The organism is Mycobacterium sp. Marseille-P9652 (genome assembly GCF_902652685.1).
In the GTDB taxonomy this organism is placed as follows: domain Bacteria; phylum Actinomycetota; class Actinomycetes; order Mycobacteriales; family Mycobacteriaceae; genus Mycobacterium.
On the sequence record NZ_CACRUY010000090.1, the window covers coordinates 1 to 12,516 of the forward strand.

Below are 12,516 nucleotides of genomic sequence, written 5' to 3' on the forward strand. Positions count from 1 at the left end.
GCTCGACACCCACCAGCGACTTATCTGGCCAACGAAGCGGCGGCCGCGACGACGGTTGCGGCCGCCGCTTCACCCTGCCCACTTGACAAGATGTCCCCCATATCAGTCGCGATCGCGAGCGCGGCATGGCCGGGCGATGCGGGTCGCGACCATGAACTAGTCCAGTCGTTTGGCGAGCCGGCCGATGGCGGCGCGGATGCGATCGGAAACGTAGATGGAGAGCAGGGGAGTGGTGATGTCCTCGCGCAGCCGAGTCAGCTTGGAGCTCTTGATGAACCACCGCCCGTCGATTTTCTCGTAGGTCTCGTGGTAATGGCCGTAGCCCACCAGCGTGATGCCGGGCCCGAACCGTACGACGTCCTGCAGCGCCCACACGCCGCGCGCCTCCGTTGCGGAGACGAGTTCGATCTCGGGCGCATGCACCTGGTGCGCCGTGCGTTGGCTGGGGCGGCCCAGCGCCCTGCGGGTGAACGCGACGAACTCGTCGGCGCCGACGATCAGCTTGCCGCCGGCCGCGGTGGTGTCGCTGACCATGTCATCGGCGAAGAGGGCCCGCCAGGCCGCCCAGTCCTTGGTGTCCAGGTGACGGCAGTAGCGCGCCTTGAGGCGCTTGATCGACTCGATCTCCAGCAGTGCGGCGGCGTGGTCTTCGGTGGTCTGCTGCATCGCGGCGCCCTTCTCGTCGATCAGCGGTTGCCAGGAACACGCCAAGCGTGACATTGCGCGCGGGAAGTGTAAATCTGTCGGTGGATGCTCGGGCCATAAGATCGGTGTACGGACGTGACGGGAGGGGACGACAACCATGGCCAAACCGCAGAAATCCGAGGCAGCGGAGTCTCCCTCCCGGCTCATCGACGCGCGGATCCGGGAGCTGGGGGATTGGCGCGGGGAAACGCTCTCCGCGATAAGGAAACTGGTCAAGCAGGCCGATCCCGACGTCGTGGAGGAGTGGAAGTGGAGGGGGGTGCCGGTCTGGTATCACGACGGCATGATCTGCACCGGCGAGACCTACAAGGACGTCGTGAAGATGACCTTCGCCAAGGGCGCTGCGCTGGATGATCCCTCCGGGATGTTCAACGCCAGCCTGGACGGCAATACCCGGCGTGCCATCGACTTCCGCCAGGGGGACGACATCGACGAGAAGGCTCTGAAGGCGCTCATCCGCGCCGCGGTGAAGCTGAACACCGCAGGGGCGGCCAGTCGTGAGTGACCGACTTCGCGACATCCGGGAACTCAGCAACGACGCCGGTGCGTACCGCGACGAGTTGTTCCGCCGCTGGACCGGTCTGCTCAGCTATCGCTACATCGGCCGCAACCACTCGGCCATGAACATCGGCGAACCCGACGACACCGTCGTCATCCGCCGCGACATGCGGAATGAGGCCGGCGGGATCATGGTGGCTCCCTTGGCGATCGCGTCGCCCGAGGGCTGCCAGACCGACATGGTCGCGGTCCCCAACCCGGTGATCGCGTCGGTGCAGATCGTCGACCCCGGGTACGACGTGAACAGGGTCGCCATCGTCGGTTCCGGCATCGTGCACCAGGGCCGCACCATGGGCTATGGACGGTGCGTGATCGTCGACGCCGACGATCGCGAGCGGGTGATCGCCTTCAACGAAGGGCAGGGCGCGGTCATCGGCGTCCCACCGGACGGCTTGGACCGCATGGACGTCTCGGGCACCGAACTGGTGATCGAGGATTCGGCCGACCTGCCGCCCCTGTGGAAGGCGTTCGGCGCCGCCCAACGCGCCGACGGGCATTGGGTGTTGCCGGAGCTGAGCGTCGAATTGGCCTCGCCCGATGCGGCTTTGCACATCGGGCCGCAACACGTCGTCCTCGAAACCGCGGCCATCGACTTGGCCGCGGCGATCGCGGGAACGCGCCGACTGCATGTCGTCAGCTGGCACGTCATGTTCATGTCGCGCGGCAAGGTAGGCCCGTTCCGCGTCGAGGGCACCGCGCATGCCGGCCCTGGACGCGTCGGCGTGCGCATGCTTCTGCACGACGAGGGCAACGCCGACAAGGCGGTCACCTCCGCCGCGGCGGTATTTGACATCGTGAGTACGTAACGAACCATTCACAAGCTCGAGCGCCTACTGTGCGCGGAAGCGTCGCCTGAGCGCCCTTGCGTCACTGAATGGATGATCCGGCTTCGTCGGACCGGTGAACTACGGAGGCGCGTGGCTTGCCGCGCGGGAAGCTGCTGTAGGCGGTGGTTCCTCCGCCGGCGGCTTTGGCCCGGTACATGGCTTGGTCGGCGTAGCGCAAAAGCTCGCCGGGGCTGCAGTGTTCAAGCTCGAGGATCACGACTACTCCGATGCTTGCACTGATGAACCATGTTGTGCCGCTGATCACGACGGGCGTGTGCAATGCCTGATGGATCCGGGCCGAAAGTGCCTCGAGCTCGCTTCGGCCGGTGTCGCCGACGATGAGGGCGACGAATTCGTCACCCGCGTACCGCGCGATGAGATCCCCCATCCGCATCTCCTCGCGCAGGCGCTGGGCGGCGATGCGGATCATCTCGTCGCCGGCCGCGTGGCCAAGGGAATCGTTGACCAGCTTCATGTTGTCGAGGTCGATGAACAGCAGCGCGGCCAGGCGCCGATGTGCGTCGTCGGTGAGGGCTTCGGCGATCCGGCGCATGGCTTGCGTGCGGTTGGGCAAGCCGGTGAGGGCATCATGGGCGGCCTCATGCATGAGGCGCTGACGGGCGTTGTGTTGTTCGGTGACGTCGGTGAACGACACCAGCAGCGCGGATCTCGCGGGATCGTATGGGGCGAGCAGCGACAAATTGAGCGACACCCACACACGCCGGCCATCGTCGACTCGGTCGATGCCGTATGTGGTCCCCGAGCCGGCGCCGTCAGTCACCGCCTCCCAGAACGTTTTTGCGGAGTCGGGTAGCCGCACTCCGGCGCTGTCGTAGAAGGGGATCGCAGCGAGTGTGTCGAGAGGAATGTCGGGGTCGGAAGCTGTGCTCGGCAAGCCGATGATGCGCCTGGCCGCCGGATTCAACAATTCCAGGTGCCCATCGTGGTCGATCACCATCACGCCCTGCTCCAAGGACGACACCACGGTCTGAAAATATTGTTCGGCGCGGCGCAGTGCGGTCTGGTCGCAACACAACAACACATAGCCCTCATCCATGATCGCCGCCGATACCCGCACGGTGAGCGCAGCGCCAAGGGAATCGTGGTGGGTGGCGTGCAGCACGCCTCCGCCGGCGAGGATCGCCGCCGGATCGACCGGCGCGCCGACGGCGTGGCTGACCGGAAGGCCCAGAGCGTCCGTCGCGGGCCGTCGGTAGATGGCTTCGGCGGCCGGATTCCAGCTCGTGACAGTTCCGTCGGCGGTCGTCGCGATCACCGCGTCAGCGACGTGATTGACTAGTGCGGCCTGGTAGCGCAAGGTTGCCTCGGCCATCTTCTGACCGGTCAGGTCACGAAAAATCACCTGGTAGGCGGGTTGATCTTCCCACACCGTCAGTACCGACACCGACTCCACCGCCAGAGTGGTGCCGTCGAAACGCTGCATCAGCGCCTCGGCCGGCTCGGTGGCGTCACCTTCCCTGGACAACGACCCGATCCGTGTCAGCATCGGCGCGATCGAGTCGGGATGGACGAAGTCGGTGATCGGGTGTCCCACGAGTTGATTCGCCGACTCCGCGGCCATCCATCGCACCGCTGCGGCATTGACATAGACGATCCGTCCCGCCGAGTGAACACAGATCGCGTCCGGACTGTGATCGACCAGTCGGCGGTAGCGCTGTTCGAGCACTTTCGACGTCGAGTCGGAATCGACGCCGTCAGTCGGGGTCGGCCCGGGGCGCCGGCCGTGACTACCACTGGTCGCAGTCGTCACGTCCACGATCCTCTTTCTCGCGTCGCGTTGCGCAAGTCGCGTTTACCCTGCCGCCGGGCCCTGTGTCGTCATCACGCTAACCCGGCGAAACTGTCATTTCTCGTCAGGCCGACGTTTGGCTGGTGGAAACGGCCGAATTCAAGGTTAATCAGGGTAGATCGGCGATCGATAACTGTCTTTACGAGGAGGAATGAATGCACGGGAACACCATGATGATCACCGGGATCGGCGTGGTCAGCGGCTACGGCTGGGATGCCCACGACTTATGGAAGGGACTGCTCAGTGGTAAGCCCGCGGCGGCGCTGTTCGACGGATACGGCCGTGACGGCAACCAGCAGGCATGGCTCGCCCGAGTGCCCGCGGGGGGCGGCGACCCGGCCGACGGAGCGAGCCGGTCCGCGCGGGCGATGCGCGCCGCGGCCCGCGAGGCGATCACCGATGCGGGTGAACGCGGCTGGAATCCCGGGCGCCGCGTCGGGGTGGTGCACGCGCTGGTGTTGCCGGAAGCCGAGGAATGGCGCGCGTTCTACCTCGACGACGCCGGCCGCCGCCGCAGCCGCGACTACCTCAACCTCATGCCGTCGACGCCGACGTCTCTACTGATGCAGGAGTTCGGTTTTCACGGGCCGGCGATGAATGTCTCGGCGATGTGCGCCTCAGGCAATGCGGGTCTGATCACGGCAAAGATGTGGCTCGACGCTGGGATGGTCGACGACGTGGTGTTCATCGCCACCGACCTGTCGTTGACCCCCGAAAACGTTGATCACTTCGTGCGGCTGGGTGTCGCTGTCGTCGACACGGAGCCGTTGGACGCGTGCCGGCCTTTCCAGCAGGGCAGTCGCGGGTTCGCCGTCGGCGAAGCCGCCGTCGCGTTTGTTCTCTCGCGGCGCGCACGGACTCCGTACGCAGCGGTGCTCGGCGGCGCGATGTCGCATGACGCCTACCACGTGACATCGGTCGACCCGACCCGCGTGCATGTGGATCGGTGCGTGCTCGACGCTCTGGCCGCGGCGCAGGTGAGGCCCGGCGAAATCGGCTACCTCAACGCCCACGGGCCAGGCACCGCGCAGTGCGACGCCGCCGAAAGCGGCTTGCTGGACCAGCTTCTCGCCGGACGCCCGCACCTGTACTCGGTCAAACCGTTGGCCGGGCACTGCCAGGGTGCCGCCGCCGCCGTCGAAATCGCCGCGGCGGCGCTGGGCTACGACCACCATGTCGTGCCCGCGCCGCCCACCGTCGCGCCGGGGCACCCCCGGCTCCTCGACGGAGCCACGCCGATGCGAGATGAACTCACATTGAAGACCTCGTTGGGAATGGGCGGTCACAACTCAGCGATCGTGCTCGCGCCGGCGGCATGAGCGGCCGCCCTACGCTGCCCGCGGCAGGGGTGCGATGACTTCGCAACCCCTCGGCCGCAATTCAGTCCATGCGCCGAAGGAGGTGGCGCGCCAAAGCGGCCACCATGTCACGGTCGTAGGTGACTGCAAAGTCGAAGAGGCGTTCGGATTCCGCCACTTCGACGTCGTCCGGCCCCGTCCGATCCCGGGCCACCAGCGCAGCCGCGGACAGCGGCCCAAGGGTCAGCACCATCCAATCCCGGGACAGCGGGTCCGATGGATTGAGCTGCACCGCGCGTACCCCGGCACCAACGTCCGCCGGCATATCGCGGCCGTAAACCACCACCAGCGCCGACGACGTCGCTAACCCCGCGTACCGCGCACGGGTTGCCGAAGTGTAGTGCCGGCCGTGCTGCATAGCGGAGAGCACAATGGGAAACTCGGCCGCGCGCAACGCATATTCCTCAATGCGTCGAGACAGGGCCACGAGCGTGGGTTTGCGGGTCACCCGCACCTCGGTGGATCCCGACACCACCTCAAACGGAGTTCCGTCGACATCGGTGACCTGACGCCGCCGCTGCAGCGTCCAGGGTGGCGGAAATGGCCTCGAAAGCGGCCCGGGTTTGCCGAAAAGGTAGCCCTGACCCAACGTGGCCCCCGCTGCCGTGGCCTGCTCGCGGTGCTGAGCATTTTCAATGCCTTCAGCGAGAATGACTGCGCCGCTTCGCTGTTGATAGGCGGAGACCGCGGTCATGATGTGTGCGATCTCGTCGCGTGACTGCGCCCGGACGATGCTCATGTCCAGTTTCACCAGATCGGGCCCCACGACATCAAGGGCGCTGCTCAACGAAGGTCGCGCACCGACGTCGTCAAGCGCCACCGCAAAACCCGCCGATCGGATCGCAGCCACTTTGCGCAGCAACGCATCCGTGTGTGTCAGCAGCTCCCGCTCAGTCACCTCGAACACCAGCTGACGTCGATGCCGGCCGCCCCCGGCCGGGGTGTCCGCCCGACCGGCGAAGAAGGCGCTGGCCGGTTCGCAATTGATCAGCAAGAGCACGTCCTCGGGCAACGCCGCGTGCGCCGCCGCATCGATTGTGGACTGGATGCAGAGGTGATCGAGTTCCTCGAGGCGGTCGTTCCGCGCAGCGTATTCGAATACCAATTCAGCGTGCGGTTCGTCGAACATCAGCCAGCGGCTCAGCGCCTCGAAGCCCACGATCGACTCGTCGGCCAGGGACACGATGGGTTGAAAGACGGCGGTCAGTCCGACACCCGACACCGCTCGGGCCAGGTCAGCGTCCGTGACCCTCGGTGGCTGAGCGGGCGAGGCGCCGTCACGGGGCGCGGGTTCGTCAAGCACTCGTGACGCCTCCTCGCAGCGGGCCGGCGAGTTCAGAAGGCCGTCGAAGGCCAGTCATCAACCCGGGGGTCGAGACCGAGGCCTTGTTCGACGTGAGACAAATTCCGACCGCCACGTCACCATACCGCTCAGTCAGGCGTCGGTCAGTCGAGCAGCAAATCTTTCGGGTCCGAATGCAAATGGTTCTCTGGCCATACTTTGCGTGCGGTACGTATGGTGCTTGAAACGCAGACGACAGGAGAAATGCAGTGGCAGAACGGTTGGCGGGGAAGGTCGCGCTGATCAGTGGCGGCGCCCGGGGGATGGGCGCATCGCACGTGCGGACGATGGTGGCCGAGGGCGCGAAAGTGGTGTTCGGCGACATCCTCGACGACGAGGGCAAGGCGCTCGCGGTCGAGGTGGGTGACGCCGCCCGCTACGTCCACCTCGACGTGACCAAGCCGGCGGAGTGGGATGCCGCGGTGGCCACCGCCATCGGCGAGTTCGGATCGGTCGACGTGCTCGTGAACAACGCGGGCATCATCAACATCGGCACCATCGAGGACTACGAGCTCTCCGAGTGGCAGCGCATCCTCGACATCAACTTGACGGGCGTGTTCCTGGGCATCCGCGCCGTGACCAAACCCATGAAGGAAGCGGGGCGGGGGTCGATCATCAACATCTCCTCGATCGAGGGGATGGCCGGCACCATCGCCTGCCACGGCTATACCGCGACCAAGTTCGCGGTCCGCGGGCTGACCAAGTCGGCGGCGCTCGAGTTGGGCCCCAGCGGGATTCGGGTCAACTCGATTCACCCGGGGCTCATCAAGACGCCCATGACCGAGTGGGTTCCCGAGGACATCTTCACCACCGCGCTGAGCCGGATCGGCGAGCCCAAGGAGGTTTCCCAGCTCGTGGTCTACCTCGCCAGCGACGAGTCGAGTTATTCGACCGGCTCGGAATTCGTGGTCGACGGGGGCACCACCGCCGGGCTTGCGCACAAAGACTTCTCGGCGGTCGATGTCGGCCAGCAGCCCGACTGGGTCACCTAGTTCTGGTCTGAGCCGCTTCGAGCTCTCTTGCATCGAGACTGCGGCCAGCGCTACCTCGTGAGCCGGAGACACGCGGTGGACGCGGGCTCGGCCCGCTGAGCGCAGGCTCGATGGAGGTCAGCGTGAGGGGGCGATGTCACTGCATCGCCGCCGGCGCCAGGGCCGCGTTCTCCTTCTTGGGTGTGGGCCACGGCGACGGCACCGGCCGTTGCCGAACGCGTCGCGGCCACCAGAACCACTTGCCCAGCAGCGCCGCGATCGCGGGCGTCATCAACGACCGCACGATGAGCGTGTCGAACAGCAGCCCCAGGCCGATCGTCGTGCCGACCTGCCCGATGACGGTCAGCTCACTGACCGCCATCGTCATCATCGTGAACGCGAACACCAGCCCCGCCGAGGTGACGACCGAGCCCGTCCCGCCCATCGACCGGATGATCCCGGTATTCAGCCCGGCGTGGATCTCCTCCTTGAACCGCGCCACCAGGAGCAGGTTGTAGTCGGCGCCGACGGCCAGCAGGATGATGACCGACATCGCGAGCACCATCCAGTGCAATTCGATGCCGATCAGGTGTTGCCAGATCAGGACCGACAGGCCGAACGAGGCACCCAGCGACAGCAGCACCGTGCCGACGATCACCGCCGACGCCACCACGCCCCGGGTGATGAGCAGCATGATGATGAAAATCAGGCATAGCGAAGCGATTCCGGCGATCAACAGGTCATAGGTGTTGCCGTCGCGGAGGTCCTTGTACATCGACGCCGTGCCGGCGAGATAGATCTTCGACCCCTCCAGCGGCGTGCCCTTGAGCGCTTCGTAGGCGGCCTTCTTGATCGCCGGGATGTGCGCAATCCCGTCCGGCGACATCGGATCGCCATCGTGGCTGATGATGAAGCGCACGGCGTGGCCGTCCGGGGACAGGAAGTTCTTCATCCCCTTCTTGAATTCGGCGTTGTTGAAGGTCTCCGGCGGCAGGTAGAACGAGTCGTCGTTCTTGGACGCGTCGAACGCCTTGCCCATGGCGTTGGAGTTCTTCTGCGCCTCGTTCTGCTGATCCTGTAGCCCCTTCTGGGTCGAATACATGGTCAGCATCGTGGTTTTCATGGCCTTCATGTTGTCGATCATCGACGGCATGAGCGCCACCATCTGGGGCATCAGGGTGTCCAGGTGGTCCATGACGGGCAGCAGGCTCTGGATGTCGTCGGTCATCGTGTCGATGCCGTCAAGGGCGTCGAACACCGACCTCAGCGAGAAGCACACCGGGATGTCGTAGCAGTGCTTCTCCCAGTAGAAGTAGCTGCGGATCGGCCGAAAGAAGTCCTCGAAATCGGCCATGTGGTCGCGCAATTCAGCCACGTCGATCGTCATGCTGTGCATTTTGCCGACCATCACGTGCATGTCGGCGGCCATCTGCGTGGTGATGCTCTGCATCTTGGTCATGCTGTCGATGGTCGTCTGCATCATGTCGGCCTGGTGCAGCATGTCGGCCATCTGGTCTTCCTGGTACTTCTGGTTCATCTGCTGGCTGACGCCCTGCATGCTGATCTGGAAGGGGATCGAGGTGTGCTCGATCGGCGTCCCCTGGGGGCGGGTGATCGCCTGCACCCGGGCGATTCCCGGCACGCGGAACACCGCCTTGGCGATCTTGTCGATCACGATGAAGTCCGCGGAGTTGCGCAGGTCGTGGTCGCTTTCGATCATCAGCACGTCGGGGTTCATCCGGGCCGGCGAGAAGTGCCGGTCGGCGGCCGCGTACCCCTCGTTCGCGGCCAGGTCGGCGGGCAGGTATTTGCGGTCGTTGTAGTTGGTGCGGTAGCCAGGCAGGGTCAGCAGGCCGACCAGCGCGATGCCGATCGTCATGATCAGGATCGGGCCGGGCCAGCGAACGACGAGGGCCCCAATCTTGCGCCAGCCGCGAATCCGTTGGGCGCGCTTGGGTTCCAGTGTCTTGCGAAAGCGCGAGGCCACCGAGATCACCGCGGGGCCCAGGGTCAACGCGGCCGCCACGACCACCACCATGCCGATCGCCAGCGGAATGCCCAGCGTCTGGAAGTAGGGCAGGTTGGTGAAGTGCAGGCAGAAGGTGGCGCCGGCGATCGTCAGGCCGGACCCGAGCACGACGTGCGCCGTGCCCTTGTACATGGTGTAGTACGCCTCTTCTCGTGACTCGCCGACCGCCCGGGCCTCCTGATATCGGCCGATCAAGAAGATCGCGTAGTCGGTGGCCGCCGCGATCGCCAGCGTGACAAGGAGGTTCGTGGCGAACGTCGAGAGCCCGATGATCTTGAAGTAGCCGAGGAAGGCCACCATCCCGCGCGCGGCGGACAGCTCGAGCACGACCATCACCAGCGTCAGCAACACCGTGACGATCGACCGGTACACCAGCAGCAGCATCGCGATGATGACCGTGAACGTCGCCGCCGTGATCACCTGCAAGCTGCGGTCGCCCGCCGTGTGCTGATCGGCCATCAGCGCGGCGGGCCCGGTGACGTAGGCCTTCACCCCGGTGGGCGGGGGCACGCTCTTGACGATGCTCTGCACCGACTCGACAGACTCGTTGGCCAGGGCCTCGCCCTGGTTACCGGCGAGATACACCTGGACGTAGGCGGCTTTGCCGTCGTTGCTCTGCGCGCCCGCCCCGGTGAGGGGATCGCTCCACATGTCCTGCACGTGCTCGACGTGCTTGGTGTCGGCGTCGAGCTTCTTGACCATCTCGTCGTAGTAGGCGTGCGCGTCCGCGCCGAGCGGGTTCTGGCCCTCGAGGACGATCATCACCGAGCTGTTGGACTTGTACTCGTTGAACACCTCGCCCATGCGCTTGTTCGCGACCACCGACTGCGCGTCGTCCGGGGACATCGACACAGAGCGCATCTTGCCCACTTCGTCCAACTGCGGGACGACGGTGTTCAGGACGGCGATGATCCCGATCCAGCCGAGGATGATCGGCAGGGCGAGCGTACGGATCAGGCGCGGAATGGCCGGCCGTTCAACATGTCCGGAGACGGGAATCGCGTCGGTCCGGGCGTCGGCGGCGTCCGCTGTGCCTCTATGTATCGCGCTCATGCTGATTTCACCAGGCAGAAGGTCAGGGCGTGCACGCCGTTGGTTATGTTCTCGTCCTTGACTTCGTCGTCGATGGTGATGCGACAACCGAGGCGGTCACCGTCGCTCTGCGCCGAGAGGTTGGGAAAGACCGACGGCGCGGTAGTGCTGAGGACCAGCGTCCACGGCAGCGGCGCGCCGTCGACCCGCTTCGGGTCGGCGCCCAGGTCCAGGTAGTTGACGTTGGCGTGGGTGGCTGAGCCGAACACCTCGTACTTGACGACCTTCGGCTTGAACGGCTTGGAATCGTCGAGCCGCGGACTCGTCAGCACGCCGGTGTCCTGCGCGCCGAAGAACGATTTGACCCGCGCGACGGTGAACCCGCCGACCACGACGACGGCCACGATCAGCAGCGGCAACCAGGCATTGCGCACGAGCTTCGACATTCGCCCGGAATTCCTCCTCGTCACTCAACCGCGGTCGTCATCGCAAGGTCGTCGTCGTATCACCTTGCGCCGCAACAAACTTCGTAGAACGCCGCGACTCCGATACTCGCGGTCGCCGGGACTGGGGACGGCCGCCGGGAGGTCGCCGAACCGTCAATAAGCACCACCAGAGCATAGTACATTGGCTGCATTCTTTGCAGACAGTGCAACGAAGTGATCTAGGTTACTTTCCGGTAGCTCACGTCGTGAAGATGCTGTTGACCAGGGCCGCGGCGCGCTCGACGTAGGGCATCGGCGTGTCGTCGTGGTCCTTCGGATCTTCGCCGGCCCAGCGCTCGATGCCCGAACGCACCGCCGTCAGCGCCAGGGCCGCGATGAGGGCCACGATCTCGTCGTCCGGCTCCATGGCTTGGCGACGGGCGACGATGCCGGTCAGTTGGGTCTGGAAGCGCTCCAGCTCGGCGAGGAATGCGGCCAGTACGGCCGGGGTGGTCTTCGCGAGTTCCAGCATGCCGGCGGCCTGTTCGCGCCGCGGCGGGACGTCGCGCAGATGGTGGGCCGCCAGGGTGATCAGCTCCGCCAGCACCACGCGGTAGGGCGCCGGTCCGGCTGCGATGAATTCCTCGGCCAGTTCCGGGGGCAGGTCGGACGGGCCGTACGCGATGGCCGACTCTTTGGTGGGGAAGTAGTTGAAGAAGGTCCGTGTCGAGATCCCCGCCTCGGCGCAGATCTCCTCGATGGTGACTTTGTCGAATCCGCGCTCGCCCGCCAGCCGTACCGCCGCGTCGCGGATGTCGGCGCTGGTCTGCCGGCGGCGCCGTTCGCGAAGGCCCATCTGGTTGGCCATGACAGTCATGGTTGCACGATACGCAAACTTTGCAGTCAACTTGCCATGAGGGCTTTCCGCAGATGGTCGCATTGGCTGGCGAAGAACCTCGAGGACACCGGCGCCTTCTCCACCACCTGGTCGAACGCGTGGAAGGCGCCCGGGACGATCTCTTCGTGGACGTCGACACCGGCCTCGCGCAGTCGCCGCGCGTACTCCACGCACTCCTCGTGGAACAGGTCGAGCGTCCCGACGCCGATCCACGTGGGGGGCAGGCCCGAGAGGTCCTCCCGGCGCGCCGGCGCGGCGGCCCTCGGGTCCGCGCCGTTGAGGTACCACCGCCACGCCAGTTGGTTGTCGCTTCCCGTCCACATCAGGTGCTTTCGCACCTCCCCGTGCGCGCCGGTGCGGTCGTCGAGCATCGGATACACCAGCATCTGAAAGGCGAGTCGGACGTCCCCGCGATCGAGGGCCCGGTGCGCCACCGCCGCGGCGAAATGGCCGCCGGCGCTGGCACCCCCGACGGCGACGCGGTCCGCGTCCACCCATGGCTGGCGGGCCAGCCACAGCAGCGCCGAGTAGCAGTCTTCGACCGGGGTGGGGTAGGGGTGC

General features: G+C 65.9%; 11 protein-coding genes. 4 read left to right on the forward strand and 7 right to left on the reverse strand.

Translation table 11 applies throughout. From position 1 onward, the window contains the following. Nucleotides 1-156: 156 nt before the first annotated feature. Nucleotides 157-666 carry a nuclear transport factor 2 family protein gene (locus GPY60_RS25400; RefSeq protein WP_156690466.1) on the reverse strand — a complete coding sequence of 170 codons (510 nt, stop codon included), beginning with the start codon at nt 664-666 and terminating at the stop codon, nt 157-159. A 136-nt stretch (nt 667-802) separates the two neighbouring features. Here GPY60_RS25400 and GPY60_RS25405 point away from each other — a divergent pair, with 136 nt between their 5' ends. Together GPY60_RS25405 and GPY60_RS25410 are read left to right on the forward strand one after the other, a co-directional pair. Then, a complete protein-coding gene (locus GPY60_RS25405) occupies nt 803-1,210 on the forward strand; it encodes a DUF1801 domain-containing protein (RefSeq protein WP_156690460.1) in 408 nt (135 codons plus the stop codon). Then, the gene (locus GPY60_RS25410; protein ID WP_156690461.1) at nt 1,203-2,069 is read left to right on the forward strand and encodes a hypothetical protein; all 867 of its coding nucleotides are present in this window, start codon (nt 1,203-1,205) and stop codon (nt 2,067-2,069) included. The genes GPY60_RS25405 and GPY60_RS25410 overlap by 8 nt, the downstream gene beginning before the upstream one ends. A 61-nt stretch (nt 2,070-2,130) precedes the next feature. Here the strand turns inward: GPY60_RS25410 and GPY60_RS25415 are convergent, their stop codons facing one another. Then, complete coding sequence (locus tag GPY60_RS25415) at nt 2,131-3,861, reverse strand: sensor domain-containing protein (protein WP_231639827.1); 1,731 nt, start codon at nt 3,859-3,861, stop codon at nt 2,131-2,133. Nucleotides 3,862-4,055: 194 nt separating this feature from the next. Between GPY60_RS25415 and GPY60_RS25420 the strand changes: the two genes are divergently transcribed. Next, a complete protein-coding gene (locus GPY60_RS25420) occupies nt 4,056-5,219 on the forward strand; it encodes a beta-ketoacyl synthase N-terminal-like domain-containing protein (RefSeq protein WP_156690462.1) in 1,164 nt (387 codons plus the stop codon). A 61-nt stretch (nt 5,220-5,280) separates the two neighbouring features. Here GPY60_RS25420 and GPY60_RS25425 read toward each other — a convergent pair whose 3' ends face one another. Beyond that, nucleotides 5,281-6,561, reverse strand: coding sequence for a sensor domain-containing phosphodiesterase (locus GPY60_RS25425; RefSeq protein ID WP_156690463.1), 1,281 nt, complete (start codon nt 6,559-6,561; stop codon nt 5,281-5,283). Nucleotides 6,562-6,809: 248 nt separating this feature from the next. On the opposite strand from GPY60_RS25425, the gene GPY60_RS25430 reads away from it, so the two are divergent. Beyond that, complete coding sequence (locus tag GPY60_RS25430) at nt 6,810-7,592, forward strand: SDR family oxidoreductase (RefSeq protein ID WP_156690464.1); 783 nt, start codon at nt 6,810-6,812, stop codon at nt 7,590-7,592. A 136-nt stretch (nt 7,593-7,728) separates the two neighbouring features. Here GPY60_RS25430 and GPY60_RS25435 read toward each other — a convergent pair whose 3' ends face one another. The 4 genes from GPY60_RS25435 to GPY60_RS25450 form a co-directional block, all read right to left on the reverse strand. Next, nucleotides 7,729-10,653, reverse strand: a complete 2,925-nt coding sequence (locus GPY60_RS25435; RefSeq protein ID WP_231639828.1) for an MMPL/RND family transporter — start codon at nt 10,651-10,653, stop codon at nt 7,729-7,731. Next, nucleotides 10,650-11,078, reverse strand: coding sequence for an MmpS family transport accessory protein (locus GPY60_RS25440; protein ID WP_197283833.1), 429 nt, complete (start codon nt 11,076-11,078; stop codon nt 10,650-10,652). The genes GPY60_RS25435 and GPY60_RS25440 overlap by 4 nt, the downstream gene beginning before the upstream one ends. 238 nt (nt 11,079-11,316) lie before the next feature. Continuing rightward, on the reverse strand, nt 11,317-11,925 hold the full coding sequence (locus GPY60_RS25445) for a TetR/AcrR family transcriptional regulator (protein WP_156690470.1): 609 nt from the start codon (nt 11,923-11,925) through the stop codon (nt 11,317-11,319). Nucleotides 11,926-11,960: 35 nt separating this feature from the next. Next, nucleotides 11,961-12,516 (reverse strand): alpha/beta hydrolase (locus GPY60_RS25450; RefSeq protein ID WP_156690465.1); only part of this gene is annotated, 556 nt, incomplete at its 5' end.

Bases quoted from the DNA above. Each gene is read 5' to 3' on its own strand.
- GPY60_RS25435 (WP_231639828.1), bottom strand. From the start codon at position 10,653: ATGAGCGCGATACATAGAGGCACAGCGGACGCCGCCGACGCCCGGACC.
- GPY60_RS25420 (WP_156690462.1), top strand. From the start codon at position 4,056: ATGCACGGGAACACCATGATGATCACCGGGATCGGCGTGGTCAGCGGC.
- GPY60_RS25400 (WP_156690466.1), bottom strand. From the start codon at position 666: ATGCAGCAGACCACCGAAGACCACGCCGCCGCACTGCTGGAGATCGAG.
- GPY60_RS25440 (WP_197283833.1), bottom strand. From the start codon at position 11,078: ATGTCGAAGCTCGTGCGCAATGCCTGGTTGCCGCTGCTGATCGTGGCC.
- GPY60_RS25445 (WP_156690470.1), bottom strand. From the start codon at position 11,925: ATGGCCAACCAGATGGGCCTTCGCGAACGGCGCCGCCGGCAGACCAGC.
- GPY60_RS25405 (WP_156690460.1), top strand. From the start codon at position 803: ATGGCCAAACCGCAGAAATCCGAGGCAGCGGAGTCTCCCTCCCGGCTC.